Source organism: Sporosarcina sp. Y838 (genome assembly GCF_056786515.1).
The window spans coordinates 43,677-61,134 of the sequence record NZ_JBXCJD010000006.1; the positions used below are offsets into that span (position 1 = coordinate 43,677).

The following is a 17,458-nucleotide window of genomic DNA, read 5'->3' on the forward strand; positions in this document are numbered from 1 at the left end:
AAAGCTTAACTGTCTATAATGGAATACATCGGGAGGCAAATTATATGAATCATTTAGCATTTTACCGGATTTTCCGAATTGTTTGGATGTCCGTGAAATTCTTCACCCAAATCATGGCTTTTCAAAGTAGATATAGGGGCCGCTTTACGCCTTCAGTTAATAAAAAGTGGGAAATTCTTGTAACGAAACAAGCGAAAGAATATAAGGAAATCGCGTTAGAGCTAGGCGGTTTAATGATTAAAATGGGTCAATTCTTGTCAACACGGGCTGACATTATGCCTCAATCGTTTATTGCAGAATTGGAAGGTTTAACAGATCATGTGACACCAGTTCCTAAAGAAAAAGCGATTAGACTCCTAGAGGATGAATGGGGTACGAGCTTCGATGGGTATCTCGAAACCCTTTCTGATGGACCTATTGCTTCGGCCTCTATAGGCGAAGTATACAAGGCCACATTAAAAGATGGAACTGCCGTTGCCGTAAAAATTCAAAGACCAAATATCGAACGAATTCTACGAGTCGATTTTCGTGCTATGAGAATTGTTATTTGGTTAATAAAAAGGTTCACTTCATTCAGTAAACAAATAGATTTCAACTTATTGTATGGAGAAATGGTTGATACAATTGGCGCAGAGTTAAATTTTTTGCAGGAGATGAAAAACGGACGAAGCTTTTCAGAACGCTTTACGAGTATGCCGGGTGTTCGTTTTCCCGTCTACTATGATGAATTCTCCACGCGTCGCGTTCTTGTTATGGAATGGATTGAAGGGGCTCGCATTACAGATATTGCTTTTCTTGAGCAGAATGACATCAATCTCCGTGAACTTTCGGAACGACTTGTCCGATTGTTTCTAGAGCAAATACTTGAAGGTGGTCAATTCCATGCTGACCCACATGGCGGTAATATTTTAGTTCAGCAGGATGGCACGCTCTTTTTAATCGATTTTGGGATGATAGTAAACATTACTCCTGTCGAGGCCCGTTCGATATTAGAAATAGTTGAAGGGATTATTTTCAAACAGTATGATCAAGTATTGGATGGATTGGAAGCTTTGAAATTCTTGTTACCAAATGCGGATCGAAGCATATTGGCAGAGGCAATTGAAAGTGTTGTAAACGCCTATGAATCGAATGACTTAAATGAAATGAATAGTTTTTTGATTGACCGTTTACTCGATGATTTAAAAGAAATAATCCGTACACAACCGGTACAGCTTCCGTCAGAGTTCGCTTTTTTAGGGCGAGCTGTCTCAATTTTCATAGGTGTTCTTCATGTCTTGGATCCACAGGTTGATTTACTTGCAATTGGAAGACCGCGAATAGTGGAGTGGGCGAAGAAACAAACAATCGGAGACGGTTCATATTCAAAAGATGATGCAAAACGTATTGCACTCAAACTCATTGGACCTTTGAGAACACTCCCAAATAAATTAAATACGTTCCTCGATGAACCGACACGCATGCGCGAATACATGCAAACGCGGGATTCCAGGAGAGAGATTGAGCGCACCCGTTTACAAACACGTATGTTTGCGGGAATCATTGCAGTATTGTCCCTTACAACTGTCTTTTTCAGCGTCTGGGACGAACAAATGCCTCTACTTGCAACATCAGGATTTTTCTTCGTCTGTGCCGGCTGGGTGTTTAGACGTTCTAAATAAATAGACAAAAAACCGTCTGATTTAATTTAATGACGGTTTTTATGTATTAAATTATTAAGATTTCACTGCATACAGTTTTCGTTCCCATTCATTACGGGCCAATATCGGGAAATGTCAATTTCCTATCGCTTACAACATACCTGGCTGGCCTTAAAAAACCAGAATTATTGGAGAATTGAAACGCAGGTAAACATACATAAAATGATTGACGTTCCTAATTTTCTTTACTCACATATACTAAGACGAAGCTAACTTAAAGGAGGAACTCAATATTGAATGAGAATCAAATTCCCGAGCCATTAAATCCGAATAATACAGAACTCCCTTTTGGACAGCCACATTACCCGAAAAGCGATGAACACATTCAAGATACAAAAAAAGGGTCAGCACCTACTAATCCCCCACCATCAACGATGCCTCAGCATAAAGGTGGAGTACTTACAGTGGACCCAGGCGCACTGCGCGGCTGCTTATATCACGATACCTTTATAAAACTCAAAAACCGCAGTTCATTTTGGTATCATCCAACATACATCGATTATTTAGCAACAACTGGATATAAGTGGAATGGATTTTCCTGGATTCCTTGGGGTACAGATTTAGACCAAATCGTTACTTTCCAATGCACATAAGTTACATTAGTTAAACAACAAAACGACCAGTTTCTAATTGGACACGAAGTTAACTATTATCGTGTTTAAATTTGAAACTGGTCTATTTAATTTTGGGGATAAGGAGCTGCAATCACTTTTTAATGAAATACTATTGTTTTGTTACCTTCTACAATAATTCGATTTTCAAGATGCCACTTTACAGCTTTCGCAAGAACACGACGCTCAATCCGACTACCTATTTTCTTCAAATCAATGATGCTATCACGGTGGTCTACCCGTTCAATGTCTTGTTCAATTATGGGACCTTCGTCAAGATCATTCGTTACATAGTGGGATGTCGCCCCAATTAGTTTCACACCACGATCGTATGCACGCTCATATGGACGTGCACCAATAAATGCAGGAAGGAAAGAATGATGAATATTAATAATCTGATTCTCAAAACGGCTGACGAAATCAGTCGTAAGAATTTGCATATAACGAGCAAGTATCAATAAATCAACATCATACTCTTCCATTAGGCGAATCTGTTCTTGTTCAACTTCTTTTCGAATGTCTTTGTTTGCGGGAATATATTTAAATGGTATACCTAATGACTCAACGATTCCACGCGCATGCTCATGGTTACTAATAACAACAACTATGTCTGTGTTCAGGTCACCATTTTGCCATTCCCATAAAAGCTCCATTAAACAGTGAGTCTCTTTTGAAACAAAGATAGCTGTCCGTTTGCGTTCATTCCCATATACAAAATGGTAGTTCATAGAATAATTAGCAGCCACCGTTTCAAAATCCTTTTCCATTTCTAATGACTTATTAACCAGACTTTCACAATAAAACTCAATCCGGATGAAAAAAGTACCGTTTTCCGGGTCATTTGAATATTGATTCAATTCGATAATATTGGAATCGTGATTATGTATAAACGTCGACAACATTGAGACAATTCCCGGTTTCTCCGGACATTTCACCAACAGGATGCCTCTGTTCTCTGATTGTTTTCCCTGACTTTTAAGTTGTAATTTTGATTTTTTATCAATAGACATTTATGAACAACTCCTATGGTTAATTTCGCTTTGTGTATATTATGCTTCATACATACCTTCTAAGCAATGATTTTTATTTAACTTACGATAAGTTCTGCTTTAAATCCATATCTGTGCTCATTCAGAAATCTGTAATTGCGACGTTTTCAGAAAATAAATTATTAAAAAAGAGTACAGTTTTTAAAAGGTATCGTTCCTATCAATTCTGTTCATCATAACAAAAAGGAGGTGTGTTACGATGTCACAAGAAATTTTGTGCGAAGTGAATAACTGTAAATATTGGGGTTCAGGAAACAAATGTAGAGCTAATTCAATTTATGTTGTCAGTCAAAAGGGTAAACAAGCTTCAAGCAGTGAAGAAACGGATTGTAAAACTTTCGTACCAAAGTAAATTAAGCGGATCTTTTTGATTACTAACTAGTATAAACACTTATCTTCATTTAATAACAAGATTATATCTCCAAAAACTCCTTCCTCGACGAGTCGTCGTTTGGAAGGAGCTATTTTTATGCAAATGACACTAATAATTAATCGTATTATAAACATGCAGCTTAATCGTCACCGGCTAATTCCTTCCCCATTCCTTTCATAAAATCTAAACCAAATTTAACAGCTCGGTTAATGTCAGCATCGTTTAAAGCCGTCATTATCTGGAAAATAGTCACCTTCTGTTCGTTGTCTTTATAAAGTTCCGCTTCATGCAGACCACTTTTAATACTAACTCCCAGCTTTGCGGTAAGTTCAGGGTCAATTGATGAAATCACCGATATTGCATTAAGCATATGGTTAATGAGATTAGTCACTGGTTCCTTTGACACTTGGTCTACCGCAATTTTAGCAATATCATCTTTCGCTTTCACCATTGCCTTCACGGCATCAAAAACTCCTGCATTGTCCAATTCACCGGTAATTTCAAGTATTTTATTAAGAGCTTGATCCTGTTGGATAATCAATGATTGCAGTTCATCTAATTTCTTCTTTTTGTTTTCTTCTAGTGGTAGTTCTTCTATACGAATAGAAGTAATGGGTACTGCCATTAAACATCACCTCACTCTTTATCAGTTAATTGAACATATCCTGGACGTGCCCATTTACGCTCCACTTCTACACCATTTTGTGGATGACGACTTTTATTACGGTGATTCGACTTAGGCAATGGGTTTTCACCGCCTCTTTGAAGTAATTCCATTCGTACCTTCGTTTGTTTATAAGCAGGTGTATTTGTACGCTGATCGACAGCGGGACCAGTTAGGAAGTTAATGGCTGATTCTTTTTCAACCGAGTTCATCGGTAAGAATAATTCATTGTTCTTGACGCGGTCCGTCACGAGAGCCGGCAACTTCAATGCTCCATATGGAGAAACTAGACGGACGAGAGAACCACTTAACACGCCGCGTTCTTTCGCAAGCTCTGGTGAAATTTCAACGAAAACCTCGGGCAATTTCTCTTGTATCCCATCTGATTTATTTGTCATATTACCTTCGTGAAAATGTTCAAGTAAACGTCCGTTGTTAATGTGAAGATCATATTCCTCTGGAAACTCTACAGGTTCAACCCAGTCTGACAAAGCAAAACGTGCTTTTTTATCCGGGAAGTTAAAACCATCCACATATAGGAGTGGTGTGCTAGCACCGTCAAAACTGCCCCATAAAAAACTATCCCAGCCTTCCATCACACTAAAATCTGCTTGAGAGAATAATGGTGAGAGACTTGCCATTTCCGCAAAAATCTCGCTAGGATGACTGTAGTTCCATTTTGCACCTAGTCGATTAGCGATTTCTTGAACAATCCACCAGTCCGCTCGCGCTTCGCCAAGTTCTGGTAGTGCTTTGTATAAACGTTGTACGCGTCTCTCTGTATTTGTAAATGTACCGTCTTTTTCAAGTGATGGTACCGCTGGTAAAATGACATCTGCATATTGTGCTGTTCTCGAGAAAAAGATATCCTGTACCACGAGAAAGTCGAGTTTAGACAAGACGTCATGTACGTAGTTCGCATTAGAATCGACAAGCGCCATATCTTCACCTACAATATACATCGCTTTCATAATTCCGTCATCAACGGAATGTAGCATCTGAATATTATCGAGCCCTGGCTTACTATCTATTTTAACGCCGTAAGCCTTCTCAAATTTCTGACGCGCTGTATCATCAGTAACGTGCTGATACCCTGGAAGCCATCCTGGTAGTGATCCCATATCACATGCACCCTGTACATTATTATGCCCGCGAAGAGGATATGCTCCTGCTCCGGATCGACGATAGTTACCAGTCGCAAGCAACAAATTGGATATGGCAGCTGAAGTGTCCGATCCACCAGTATTTTGTGTCACTCCCATTCCCCAAAGAATACAAGTACCGTCAGCATCACGAATCATTTCAGCTGTTTGAATGAGCATGTCTTTCGACACGCCAGTAATTTTTTCGGCATAGTCAAGTGTATATTTTTCTAATACTTCTTTGAATTCTTCCATGTAATGGACATTTTCATCAATAAATGACTGGTCATGCCATCCATTATCGATCATGTATTTTGTAACTGCCATTAGCCACACTTGGTCTGTCCCCTGCTTCGGGCTAATGAAAATATCCGAGCGTTCCGCCATTTCGTGTTTTCGTAAATCAGCAACAATTAGTTTTTGCCCATGTAATTTATGAGCTCGCTTTACACGTGTGGCAAGTACAGGATGTCCTTCAGCTGGGTTAGCCCCAACAATAATCACTAGACCTGCATTAGCAATATCTTTAATTGTTCCAGCGTCCCCTCCCATGCCAACTGTACGGAACAAGCCGTCCGTTGCTGGGGATTGGCAATAACGTGAACAGTTGTCGACGTTATTCGTTTCAAAAACTTGACGAGCAAGCTTTTGAATCACATAGTTCTCCTCATTCGTAATCTTCGACGAAGAAATAATTCCAACAGCGTCTTTTCCATACTCATTTTTGATTGTTCCGAGTCTCCGTGCAACCAGGTTCAGTGCCTCTTCCCAAGTAGCTTCAACAAAAGAATCATCTTTACGGATAAGTGGCTTCGTAATGCGTTTGTCACTATTAACGAAATCCCATCCAAATTTCCCTTTAACACATGTAGAAATCGCATTTGCCGGTGCATCTGAAACCGGCTGTATTTTTAAAATTTCCCGGTCTTTTGTCCACACTTCAAATGAGCACCCAACACCGCAAAATGTACAAACTGTTTTCGTTTTTTTCGTTCTTGTATCGCGCATCGCTGCTTCTGCATCCGAGATTGCCATAATTCCGCTATACCCTGGCTCAACATCTTTAACTAGTTCAATCATCGGCGTTAGAAGCTCCTCTTTCAGCCCAGTCATGAAACCAGCTTCGCCAAGCATTGAGGTTTCCATTAGCGCATTACAAGGGCATACGGTAACACAGTGGCCACAACCAACGCAGGATGAGTCGTTGATTTTCGCTCCCCCATCCCACAGGACTATTGGACGGTCCCTCTCCCAATCAATCGACAAGGTTTCATTTACCTGCAAGTTTTGGCATACCTCCACACACTGACCACAAGCAATACATTGATTCGGATCGTATCGGTAAAACGGATGCGTAAAATCAACACTATCTTGTGTGCACTTTGGTTCATAAGGATACTTTTGGTGTTCGACCTCCATCATATCCACTGTATTATGTATTTTACAGTTGCCATTGTTGTTATCACATACTGTACAATACAGCAGATGGTTTTCGAGAATCCGATCCATCGCCTCGGTCTGGGCTTCTTTAGCTCGAGTCGAAGAAAGCGCAATGTTCATTCCAGAAACTGCTTTTGTTGAACAAGCACGCACTAGAAGACCATCCACTTCCAAGATACACGTATCACACGTCTCAATTGGATCTACTTCTGGTAAGTAACATATTTGCGGATGAGAAATTTGATAATGATTGATTACCTCAAGAATTGTCTTGCCTTCCACGAAGTCATATTCGGAACCGTTAATCTTAATTGGCATATTGGCGCCTCCTATTTTATCAATAAAAAACCACCATGAAAAAATACACTAACTTGACAAGTGCACTTTCATAGTGGAATAGTCTTCTAACAGGACATGTTAAATTACCAATCCATTTTTTTCATAACGTTCAATAACGTCACAGCAGTTAATACTGTACCGCCCTCTTTAATACTAGTATATTTGAACATGTAAGAATAATCAATCAATACTTTTTCTATTAATCTATTTTACTTTTACTTACAGAGGAGGAATAAATAAATGTCGAAAAAGATACATCAATTTAACGATATCATCAGAAAACTCAGAAAGGATTTATTTGGTAAAGGTCCTGAAAGAATCCATACGGTTTTTGTCGATAATATGATAATTTCCACACTTTATGGGAATTTGACACCGACCGAAAATTTTATTGCTGGTACACAGGAAGGAAAAGAAATGGTCCATACCGCAAGGACCCGAATGATCCAGGAAGTTTATCAAAAATCACCACCTGAAGGCATGGAAGAGCTCGTCGGTGCTAAGTTTGTCCACCTATTCTCGGACATCAAATTTGAAGATGACATTGCTGTATCCGTATTCCTTTTCGACCGAAATATTGGCCATGAGGGAGGAAAGATAGTTGAAACTAGATAAGAAACGGACTGTTTCTCGTTATTCAAACGAACAATTTTCTAAACAAGAAGACTTAGTTGTAGTCGAACATCCAGTCACCATCAAAATCAACGATCGAGAATTTGCCACAATCGTTTGCTCGCCTGAGTACATCGAAGATATGGCTGTTGGGTTTTTGGTCTCTGAAGGCGTCATTCCTAAGTATGATGATATCAAAGAAATTTGGGTGCAGGAAGAGTTGGGCGTCGTTCATATCAAAACTGTCAAAATGTATCCCTTTTACGAAAAACTACTGAACAAGCGCTACATCAACTCTTGTTGCGGTATGAGTAGACAAGGATTTGTGTTCGCCAACGATGCATTGACAGCAAAAAAGATGACGGAAATCCATGTTAACCTAACACCCGCAGATTGTTTCTTCTTGATGGAGGAGATGGATAGAACTGCAGACCTCTTCCACCAAACGGGCGGCGTCCATAATGCTGCTTTGTGTGAACCAAGCGGTATTGTTTTATCAAGGATGGATATTGGTAGACATAATGCATTGGATAAAATATATGGGCATTGTTTGAAAAATAATATTCCAGTACGCGACAAAGTTATTGTGTTTAGCGGTCGAATTTCATCTGAGATTTTATTGAAAGTAGCAAAAATCGGCTGTGAAATTGTACTTTCAAAGTCAGCACCTACCGAACTGGCGCTTGAACTGGCGGAAGAACTCGGTATTACCATTATCGGCTTTGTTCGACAAAAATCCTTCAACCTGTATACTCATCCAGAGAGAATCATTAATTGATGACGTTTCAATAACACTTTTTTGAAAACGAAGAAAAATGATATTGAAATAGAGTTTCTCCATATGAAAATCGCAGTTCATGCATATGTGTATAATGTCTATAATGATAATGGTTAGGGTGTGAACTTGTGGACTTAAATGATAGCCATAAGAGTGATTTGAAAGATAAAGACATTTTGGAAGAAATAGATGATGAAGAATTACAAGTACTCGTTTTAGAAGCACAACATGAAGCCCTTACAAGAGCGACAGAAGAGAGAGAGAAACACAAAATTAAACGCCCCTTTCCAAAATGGCTTTTCTGGCTTATCTCAATCGTGTTGTTCTTCAATACCTTTGGAATGATTTTTCAAATCTATTCGATTCCTGCTATTGACTTTTTAATAACATCCTCAAAACTATCCCAACAAGATAATATCACGGAATATAAAAAGTCTGTTGTTGTTATTAAGACACAAGACAGCAAAGGCACCGGCTTTTCAATATCAAATGATGGAATAATCCTTACAAATTACCATGTTGTCGAAGGAAATGATTCTGTAACGGTTCTATTTCCAAATGAGGGCCGTTTCAATGCTGAAGTCATACATACATATCCATCCGTCGATCTCGCTGTAGTAAAAGTGAAAGGTAGTAATTTCCCATTTCTACAACTCGCCGAAAAAACGGAGTTTGGAGATGACGAATCCGTTTACTTCATTGGAAATCCTTTAAGCTTTACTGGCATTGCAAACCAAGGAAAGATTATTGATTATCTAAAACTACCAGATTGGGATGTACCTGTCGTTATGATGAAGGCCCCTGTCTATCGTGGGAACAGCGGCAGTCCGGTTATTAATCGTAATGGCAAAGTGATTGGCATCGTATTCGCTACATCGAATGATGATACATATGGTAATGTAGGTCTACTTGTACCAATCGATGAGTATTATCGTCAACAGAAATAGTTTTATCAATTCAAAAAACGATTGCAGTTATATTGCAATCGTTTTTTGATGCTCATTTTACTATATCAATTTTTATTCTCTTTATCCTTGTTTTCTCCATTTTTAATAGCTTTATCTGCTTTTTTAAATTCTTCATGATACACCACTTCTTGCATCGAACTCAAACCATTGTTTTTAGTCGTCATCTGTTCATGCTGAGGTTTTTTCTCGCTCAAAATTAGACTCTCCTTTCTAAATTCGCATAGTGATACATCAGTATTGCCATACTACACATCTTTTATACGCTAATGTTCATGATAATGGACACTAATTATGAGCATTTCCAGTAGATTACTCGCACGACTTTCAATAACCTCAAAGTTGTTCAGATTGTAATTTTATGAATTCAAATAACAAAGGCACATTACTGTATTTTTGCAGTGATGCTGTATCCACAGTTACTCTTTTCCAGCTTTCCGAATAAGGATCGATTCCTTTCAATTCTGGCATTGAATCCTGCAGAAATTCTTCAATCGGAATCTCAAGCTGTTCAATAAAACGTTCAACTTCAGGAAATTTCCCGCCTTTTTCCGGATTCAGATTTTCAAATAAAACATGCTCTAAATTTCTTGAAAAATAGTACATCCGATAATTGATTTCTCCAGAAAGTATTTTAACTGTTGATTTCATCTCATTGATATTTCTGCTTCTATCCACATTCCTAACTGCTATTTGCTGTTTCTGCTTATCATGGGGCACAGTAATTCGATCTGTATGATAAACTGTTAGTTCTTTTTGTGTTTCATCTATAATAATAGCCTCTTCTGGAATAAAACAACCATCCATATCAGTAATATGCACAACACAAAATATATCATCGATTCGAAATTTACTTTTTATCATAAACTCTTTCACAGCATTATCAATTACAGACGTGATTGGTTCTTTCGGCTTGTCTAAATCATATAAAATATCACCACGCTGTATATGGAATCGTATATTATGCTGCTCAAAGAGACTGCGTAACCGATTATATAGTAAAACCTCTTCACAACTTCCTTCGACAATTAATATTACAACTTTCTTTTTACTATTCGTCATGTACTTTTCCTGCTTTTCGGAATGCTGTTTTAATATCGAACAAACTTGTTTCTTCATATATTGCTTCTTCCTGTCCTCCTAGTTGTACAGCACGTAAATAGACATCCCTCGCATTGCTCAATTCTTTAACGCCTTTTAGTTGATGGTACCTGTCTTCTTCGTTTAGTGTCGTAAACCATAAGTTTCGAATGGGGAGAACTTCTAATATACGCAAATTATGTGAAGTGAAAATAAGTTGTCCTTGTGCATTTTCATTCAATACCTCCAATATTTCACCAAGTAGATACTCAAAAATCCCCGCATCCAACTCATCAATCACTACGCAAGCGTTTGGTCTATTGTAAACGGCTATTAATGTACTTAAAATTGAGATGATTTTCAAAGTACCTTCAGACTCGCTTCGTAGCGGTAGTTCAATCTCCCCTTTTCTCGCAAGAAACTCAAAGCGAATCCCTTCATTGCCATCACTTAACTTCTGTTTATTGATTTGTCTAACTATTATTCGAAGACCTGGAATTATTGTCTGTAAAACAATATTCGTTTGGGTAACCACTTGATCTATTGTTTCAAATAAATCGATTGGCAACACCATTGTGTCTGTCATCTCATATGGTATATGACCACGCTTTTTTTCAAGGTGAACACTAAATGGCATGACAAGATTAGCGATTAACAAACCATATTGAATCGTATCAATTACATGTAGATCTTGATTAAAGTTGAAGGATAGACTTTTTATAATTTCAATTTCATGGTCACCAAGGGCGTTGCTAAACACCTCTTTCAATTCGTCCCTAAAAACTAGGGAAGTTGCGTTGCTAGCAGCCATCCGATTGGCAACAATAACGGAGACTCTTTCCGATTCATTCATTTCATGAATTTTTCTATTTCCAATGACGATATTGTTTTCTTTCTTTGAAATCAAAAGTTCGAATGGATCTTCTTCTTTGTTTTTTCGGTATACCAATTCTTCTTCAAGCACCTGATATTTTGTTTTTCCTGCAGATAAGGAAACGGAATAATTAACGTAAAATTCACCAAAACTGTTTTCCACAATAAATCGAAAAACCAAACGAATTGTCTTTTCTCCAAAATAGAGCAAGTTAAATGTTATTTTAGGAAGTGATGCATCGTGCCGGGCTGATAACAACGTTTTTAATAGGTTGAAAGCTTCTACCGCAGCTGTTTTTCCAGAACCATTTTGACCATAAAATCCTATGACATCAGCTTTTTCCAAAGTATCGAAAGTTGAATTTGTATGAAATTCACCTCTCTTCACATTTTTTAGATTGTATATTTCTACATTGGTTATCCTGACTATAGTTGTCATGGAAATCCCCCTATGCTTAATACTTCAAGTTCTTTTTTAATTATCAATATGTCCTTTCCGACTCTGAATTATGCATAGTAACTCACAATTTCACATGCTGATTAGTTGCTTGAACGTTTTACAATTTGATTGACTAGATATATAATTATATAAAATCCAATAAGAATAGTAGGTTTAAAATGAAAACAATTCCGAAGCCTTTAGTTATGGTAAATCAATGGACAATTGTATTGGCGGTAATTATTGCACTTTTGACACAGTCAGCTTGGATACTACTTATCCCTTTAATCGCGAATCTATCAAGTTTATTGACAGGCTTCCATCCTATTTTGGTAATTGTTAAAAGATTTCTCACCAAACCCGCAAATCAGTACGTTCAAGAAGACTATGCTCAATTAAGGTTTAACCAATGGCTGGCTGTCGGATTCCTAATAATAGCAAGTGTTAGTTCACTATTAAAGTGGTCCTTGTTATTTAATATTGCTACAGTCATGGTTGGTCTGGCCGCACTTATTGCAATACTAGGGTTCTGTATCGGTTGTTTTATACGTTTTCAATACCAACAATGGAGTTATCGCAGAACAAACTTTAAGCATTAATAAATACTACAAAAAGCGATTAGTCATTTTGATATCTGACTAATCGCTTTTTTATATTGTCCATTTATGATTTCACTAGTTTCCTCTTACAGAAAATGTATAAATTTTATCCATGTGACTTTAACTTGGTAGTACGGTAAATATTAGTTATAGTTATAGTTATGTATAACATAATTCCCCATTTCCAAACCGAAGAGGTGGTTTATATTGAAAAAGAGACGCTATGAAAACATAAATATCACTGCAACAGCATCGTTCAAAGAATTAATTCGGTGGAGAAAAGAAAGATTATCAAAAAAGAAGGATTTATCATATAGAATTCCAGTGGCAAAGGATATTGATGAAACTTTTCTCCAAACAAATCGGTCAATTCCCACGATTACCTGGATTGGACATTCTACATTTCTGATTCAGTTGAATGGTCTCAATATCCTCACTGATCCTGTATGGGCGAATAGGCTTGGATCTGATAAGCGTCTCATGCCTCCAGGAATAGCAATTAAAGATTTACCACCAATCGACTATGTACTGATCTCACATAGCCATTACGACCATCTCCATTACACTTCGATTAAAAAATTACTGGGAAATCCGAAATTTCTTGTACCAGAAGGATTGAAAAAAGGTTTCATACGTAAAGGTTTTAAACAAATCATTGAATTTAATTGGTGGGATGAAAAACAGCTAGATGGCCTAATATTCGTTTTTGTACCTGCACAGCACTGGACAAAAAGGACACTTACAGATACAAATACCTCACATTGGGGTGGTTGGGTCATACAAGAAACTAGCTATACACTTTACTTTGTAGGGGATAGCGGTTATTTCAAAGGTTTTCAAGATATTGGGGATAAATACAATATTGATTATTGTCTCATGCCAATTGGTGCATACGAACCTGAATGGTTCATGGGTATGCAGCATGTCAATCCGGAAGAAGCTGTAAAGGCATTCTTAGATACCCGGTCAAATGTCATGATTCCTATGCATTACGGTGCTTTTCGTTTAGCTGATGACACACCAAAAGAAGCCCTTGATCGCTTACTAAATGAATGGAAGAAAAATGCTTTGGATGAACAACGGTTATATGTTTTGAAAATCGGGGAAACATTAAAACTCATAGAAAGTGAGTAGTTATAATAAATAGGTTTATTGTGGACAACTAGTGATATTCAAAATTAGAGTTAATCAAGAGACAAGAGCATTAACAGTGCAGCTCTATAGTTCATCCTATTTAATGTTACAAGAAGGTTATGGTCATTTAGTAAATATTCTTTGGTGAACCTATCTGAGTCCAAATTATTTTAATAAGAAAAAAATCAGCCATTTTAATAATTGGCTGATTTTCATGTTTAATAGATGTATATGTGTGTATTTTAAAATCTTTATATAAATAATACTTACCTAGAATTAATCCATCCCAATCGATACGTACTGCGTCTCCAAAAACGCTTCCAGACCTTCATGACCGCCTTCGCGACCAATTCCACTCTCTTTCATTCCCCCAAATGGAACTTGAGCAGCAGAAGGAGTACCATCATTCCAGCCTACAATTCCAAAATTCAGTTGTTCAATTAAAAGCGTGCCTTTAGATACACTTTCAGTGAAGACATAGGCTGCTAAACCATAATTTGTATCATTCGCTAATTGGATAGCCTCTTTTATAGTCTCGAATTTCTGAACAGGTGCTACAGGCCCAAACGTTTCCTCTTGCATAATAACCATGGATGGATTAACCCCACTTAGCACAGTAGGTGTATAAAAAGTTCCACCTTCATCTGTTAACGCACTTCCGCCAGTTAATAGAGAAGCACCTTTTGAGAGAGCATCGGCTACTTGATTTGATACTTTGTCCACACTACTCTGATTTATCAATGGTCCTATATCTGTTTCCTCATTGATGCCATCGCCTATAGTTAATTTATTTACTGCATCCGTAAATTTCTCCAAAAATGTATCATAAATACCCGATTGCACATATATTCGATTTCCACAAACACAAGTCTGACCTGCATTTCTAAATTTAGATGCAATTACACCTTTTACGGCTTTTTCTAAATTCGCATCATCCAAAATAATGATTGGTGCGTGTCCTCCAAGTTCCATCGATAGGCGTTTGACTTGATCCGCACTTTGTCGAATTAGCAATTTACCTACTTCCGTAGATCCAGTGAACGTTACCTTCCGTACTTTGTCATTTTCCATTATCGCTTTTCCTATTTTAGATGAAGACCCTGTTACTAGGTTAACTACACCCTTCGGAAACCCAGCTTCTTCACATAACTCAATAAGTTTAACCGCTGTCAAGGGGCTTTCACCAGAAGGTTTTATTACAATTGTACAGCCAGCCGCTAAAGCAGGTCCCATTTTACGGGTTAACATGGCTGCTGGGAAATTCCACGGCGTGATTGCCGCAACAACTCCGACAGGTTTTTTCCATACCTGCATACGTTTATTAGCAATATGGGAAGGGACTGTCTCTCCGTATATCCGTTTACCTTCTTCCGCATACCATTCAATATATGTAGCGGCTGAAGCAGCCTCTCCTCTGGATTCATTAATCGGCTTGCCCATTTCCATCGTCATCACTTGTGCCAATTCTTCTTGATTTATTAATATAAGGTCATTCAATTTCTTTAAATACTTGGCTCTTTCATACGCAGTCGTTTGGGACCAAGTTTGAAAGGCTTCATGTGCGCTATCTATTGCCTGATTCGTTTCAATTTCTCCCCCAACTGGGACTGAACCGACAACTTGGCCATTCGCTGGATTCTTAACTTCTAGCTTCTCAAGATCTTCCCCAACCCATTCTCCGTTAATATACATTAGATAGTTTTTCATTTTTCACACACTCCTAAGTTTAATTATTGATTGTAAGACGCTTCCAAAAATAATTCTTCCGACACTATCAAATTCAGCCATGCTCCTTATTCTTACGGGCACAGAATTCACAGGTCTACATTTTGACATAGATACTTCCGACTTTGTTGTCATAGCCAACTACGTTTCGTTTTTTCTACAAGGATTCCTAATGAAGTATCAGAAAACTGTCTACCATACTGTAATAATACAGGAAAGAATTTCATTTGAAAGAACTTCCACTTAGAAGTTCTTTCAAATGATTTGTGGATTTCCATCTATGTACATTTTTTGTAAAATAAAAATGCCAGTAAAATTATTCAATGACAAATTGAATAATTTCACTGGCTATTAACTACTATTCAAGGAAATTCATTTTACCTGTTTATCACAAAAGCATATCGATATTTATATACCGATTTGATACTTTCAATCTACACACCTTTTTTCAGCGCTTCACTTTATCATCTGCAATAACTTGTAAAGCACGAAATGGGATACTTTCATTAATTGTATAATAAGGCTCTAAAATAGAGTAATACAGCTGCCACTGGCTATCTACATCATCATATTTACCACTCTGCTCCAGGTCTAGGATAGTTGCATAAATCTGCTTTAGCTTAGAAAAGTCTACATTCGATACTTCGAAATCATTGTAAGACATTTGTTCTTCAAATGTCGGCATTGGGTATGCGGTACGGTAATATGGACGCATCGCTAAGTCAAAGGCTTCCCATTTAGCCATCGATAATTGTTCATCTTCATCTATATTTGCCTGACGAGCATCTTCATATAAGTTCTTTATCACTTGATAATCTTCAATCGGAATAATCATATCCATGCTTGCAATATATTCATCAAATGTTGGCTCCACATAATAGTTGCCGACAATTTCAAATAGTTTATTCAACTTACTACTTGATTCTTCTTCTTGACCACTTTTTGCAAGCGTAATCCATTGATTATAAAGCTCTTCCATTTGTATCAAGTCGTCACTTGAAAAAGAATATTCAAACATACTGATATAAATATCAAAAGGTTCCGGCTCCCAGTTCTTCAGATAGTATGGGTTTGTTATTTCATTGATTTTAACCCAGACCTTCCCAGACTCTTCCCATAACTCATCTTTTTCCAAAACCATGACTCTATTATAAAGTTTTTCTAACTTCTTGATTTCATCTTCAGTTACTCCTTCGGGTAATGTTTTCACAAAATAGTTGAAGTCATATAATTCCGAAAAGCTAGAAAGTATTTCTCCTTCGATTTGCACAGTGGAACCGATAGAAACATTCATCTTTTGAATTTGTTCTTCTTCAAAATTATAGAGTCCTACATGGTAACGTTTACCGTCATCTCCTTTAACTATAATTTCATTACCCCAATTTTCTAATACAGTGCCTTTAATAATTTGTCCAACTTTAATTTGCGATTCAATTTGTTCGGCTGCAATTGATGTATAAGATGGTGTAAACAATCCAATCCCAATTACTATCGCAACTGAAGCAATTAACAATCTTTTCTTTTCTCTCATAGTTTACCCCTCTTTTCTAAAATGATTGTGTCCATATTAGACGTTTGATAGCCCCAAATAGTTACAATATACTGAAGATTTTTTATTATCACTTTTAAATTTCAGCATTTATCAACTATGTATATTGAACAATTGAATAACCGAATTATAATCGCCTAATTTGTAAAGACAAAACGGTAGAAGGAAATATATAAGCTTCCTTATAAAGTCATTGAACTATTTAGTATATGCGCTGATATACGAAAAGATGCAAACTATTTTTGATAAAGTTGCCGCAGTAAATATCATTTAAATCAAAAACAAAAAACCTTGATCACTTTTACAGTGAGCAAGGCTACTTTATACATGAATTTATGTGATTAGTTTCTGTGATACTTGGTACAAACGATGTTCTAAGGACAAAG

16 protein-coding genes are annotated in these 17,458 nt (G+C 37.3%); 8 read left to right on the forward strand and 8 right to left on the reverse strand.

The window, feature by feature from the left end; genetic code table 11:
- Nucleotides 1-44 precede the first annotated feature (44 nt).
- Both AC1TO4_RS10045 and AC1TO4_RS10050 read left to right on the forward strand, forming a co-directional pair.
- The gene (locus AC1TO4_RS10045; protein WP_482105205.1) at nt 45-1,661 is read left to right on the forward strand and encodes an ABC1 kinase family protein; all 1,617 of its coding nucleotides are present in this window, start codon (nt 45-47) and stop codon (nt 1,659-1,661) included.
- A gap of 272 nt (nt 1,662-1,933) precedes the next feature.
- Complete coding sequence (locus AC1TO4_RS10050; RefSeq protein ID WP_482105206.1) at nt 1,934-2,293, forward strand: hypothetical protein; 360 nt, start codon at nt 1,934-1,936, stop codon at nt 2,291-2,293.
- 119 nt (nt 2,294-2,412) lie between these two features.
- On the opposite strand, the gene purU is transcribed toward AC1TO4_RS10050, so the two are convergent.
- Nucleotides 2,413-3,321, reverse strand: a complete 909-nt coding sequence (gene purU, locus AC1TO4_RS10055; protein WP_482105207.1) for a formyltetrahydrofolate deformylase — start codon at nt 3,319-3,321, stop codon at nt 2,413-2,415.
- 238 nt (nt 3,322-3,559) lie between these two features.
- Between purU and AC1TO4_RS10060 the strand changes: the two genes are divergently transcribed.
- Entirely contained in the window at nt 3,560-3,712 is a 153-nt protein-coding gene (locus tag AC1TO4_RS10060; RefSeq protein WP_482100689.1) for a DUF1540 domain-containing protein, read from the forward strand.
- A 160-nt stretch (nt 3,713-3,872) separates the two neighbouring features.
- On the opposite strand, the gene AC1TO4_RS10065 is transcribed toward AC1TO4_RS10060, so the two are convergent.
- Complete coding sequence (locus AC1TO4_RS10065; RefSeq protein ID WP_482105208.1) at nt 3,873-4,358, reverse strand: helical membrane plugin domain-containing protein; 486 nt, start codon at nt 4,356-4,358, stop codon at nt 3,873-3,875.
- An 11-nt stretch (nt 4,359-4,369) separates the two neighbouring features.
- Complete coding sequence (fdhF, locus tag AC1TO4_RS10070; RefSeq protein WP_482100691.1) at nt 4,370-7,297, reverse strand: formate dehydrogenase subunit alpha; 2,928 nt, start codon at nt 7,295-7,297, stop codon at nt 4,370-4,372.
- A 261-nt stretch (nt 7,298-7,558) separates the two neighbouring features.
- On the opposite strand from fdhF, the gene AC1TO4_RS10075 reads away from it, so the two are divergent.
- The 3 genes from AC1TO4_RS10075 to AC1TO4_RS10085 all read left to right on the forward strand — a co-directional run bounded on the left by AC1TO4_RS10075 (nt 7,559) and on the right by AC1TO4_RS10085 (nt 9,655).
- Nucleotides 7,559-7,933: a Na-translocating system protein MpsC family protein gene (locus tag AC1TO4_RS10075; protein WP_482105209.1), complete on the forward strand. Its 375-nt coding sequence runs from the start codon at nt 7,559-7,561 to the stop codon at nt 7,931-7,933.
- Entirely contained in the window at nt 7,920-8,708 is a 789-nt protein-coding gene (fdhD, locus tag AC1TO4_RS10080) for a formate dehydrogenase accessory sulfurtransferase FdhD (RefSeq protein WP_482105210.1), read from the forward strand. Before AC1TO4_RS10075 ends, fdhD begins: the two co-directional genes overlap by 14 nt.
- A gap of 128 nt (nt 8,709-8,836) precedes the next feature.
- On the forward strand, nt 8,837-9,655 hold the full coding sequence (locus tag AC1TO4_RS10085) for a S1C family serine protease (RefSeq protein ID WP_482105211.1): 819 nt from the start codon (nt 8,837-8,839) through the stop codon (nt 9,653-9,655).
- Between the two features lie 65 nt (nt 9,656-9,720).
- Here the strand turns inward: AC1TO4_RS10085 and AC1TO4_RS10090 are convergent, their stop codons facing one another.
- The 3 genes from AC1TO4_RS10090 to AC1TO4_RS10100 all read right to left on the reverse strand — a co-directional run bounded on the left by AC1TO4_RS10090 (nt 9,721) and on the right by AC1TO4_RS10100 (nt 12,065).
- On the reverse strand, nt 9,721-9,870 hold the full coding sequence (locus AC1TO4_RS10090) for a YfhE family protein (RefSeq protein WP_482100696.1): 150 nt from the start codon (nt 9,868-9,870) through the stop codon (nt 9,721-9,723).
- Between the two features lie 139 nt (nt 9,871-10,009).
- Nucleotides 10,010-10,735 carry a hypothetical protein gene (locus AC1TO4_RS10095; RefSeq protein ID WP_482105212.1) on the reverse strand — a complete coding sequence of 242 codons (726 nt, stop codon included), beginning with the start codon at nt 10,733-10,735 and terminating at the stop codon, nt 10,010-10,012.
- Nucleotides 10,725-12,065 carry an AAA family ATPase gene (locus AC1TO4_RS10100; RefSeq protein WP_482105213.1) on the reverse strand — a complete coding sequence of 447 codons (1,341 nt, stop codon included), beginning with the start codon at nt 12,063-12,065 and terminating at the stop codon, nt 10,725-10,727. The genes AC1TO4_RS10095 and AC1TO4_RS10100 overlap by 11 nt, the downstream gene beginning before the upstream one ends.
- Nucleotides 12,066-12,244: 179 nt before the next feature.
- Here AC1TO4_RS10100 and AC1TO4_RS10105 point away from each other — a divergent pair, with 179 nt between their 5' ends.
- On the forward strand, nt 12,245-12,664 hold the full coding sequence (locus AC1TO4_RS10105) for a DUF4395 domain-containing protein (RefSeq protein WP_482100699.1): 420 nt from the start codon (nt 12,245-12,247) through the stop codon (nt 12,662-12,664).
- Between the two features lie 207 nt (nt 12,665-12,871).
- Nucleotides 12,872-13,798, forward strand: a complete 927-nt coding sequence (locus tag AC1TO4_RS10110; protein WP_482105214.1) for an MBL fold metallo-hydrolase — start codon at nt 12,872-12,874, stop codon at nt 13,796-13,798.
- 276 nt (nt 13,799-14,074) lie between these two features.
- On the opposite strand, the gene AC1TO4_RS10115 is transcribed toward AC1TO4_RS10110, so the two are convergent.
- A complete protein-coding gene (locus tag AC1TO4_RS10115; RefSeq protein ID WP_482105215.1) occupies nt 14,075-15,505 on the reverse strand; it encodes an NAD-dependent succinate-semialdehyde dehydrogenase in 1,431 nt (476 codons plus the stop codon).
- A gap of 466 nt (nt 15,506-15,971) precedes the next feature.
- Entirely contained in the window at nt 15,972-17,054 is a 1,083-nt protein-coding gene (locus AC1TO4_RS10120) for a hypothetical protein (protein WP_482105216.1), read from the reverse strand.
- Nucleotides 17,055-17,458 lie beyond the last annotated feature (404 nt).

Coding starts and splice junctions, on each gene's coding strand:
- AC1TO4_RS10045 (WP_482105205.1), top strand. CDS start 45: ATGAATCATTTAGCATTTTACCGGATTTTCCGAATTGTTTGGATGTCC.
- purU (WP_482105207.1), bottom strand. CDS start 3,321: ATGTCTATTGATAAAAAATCAAAATTACAACTTAAAAGTCAGGGAAAA.
- AC1TO4_RS10060 (WP_482100689.1), top strand. CDS start 3,560: ATGTCACAAGAAATTTTGTGCGAAGTGAATAACTGTAAATATTGGGGT.
- AC1TO4_RS10065 (WP_482105208.1), bottom strand. CDS start 4,358: ATGGCAGTACCCATTACTTCTATTCGTATAGAAGAACTACCACTAGAA.
- fdhF (WP_482100691.1), bottom strand. CDS start 7,297: ATGCCAATTAAGATTAACGGTTCCGAATATGACTTCGTGGAAGGCAAG.
- AC1TO4_RS10075 (WP_482105209.1), top strand. CDS start 7,559: ATGTCGAAAAAGATACATCAATTTAACGATATCATCAGAAAACTCAGA.
- AC1TO4_RS10095 (WP_482105212.1), bottom strand. CDS start 10,735: ATGACGAATAGTAAAAAGAAAGTTGTAATATTAATTGTCGAAGGAAGT.
- AC1TO4_RS10100 (WP_482105213.1), bottom strand. CDS start 12,065: ATGACAACTATAGTCAGGATAACCAATGTAGAAATATACAATCTAAAA.
- AC1TO4_RS10105 (WP_482100699.1), top strand. CDS start 12,245: ATGAAAACAATTCCGAAGCCTTTAGTTATGGTAAATCAATGGACAATT.
- AC1TO4_RS10115 (WP_482105215.1), bottom strand. CDS start 15,505: ATGAAAAACTATCTAATGTATATTAACGGAGAATGGGTTGGGGAAGAT.
- AC1TO4_RS10120 (WP_482105216.1), bottom strand. CDS start 17,054: ATGAGAGAAAAGAAAAGATTGTTAATTGCTTCAGTTGCGATAGTAATT.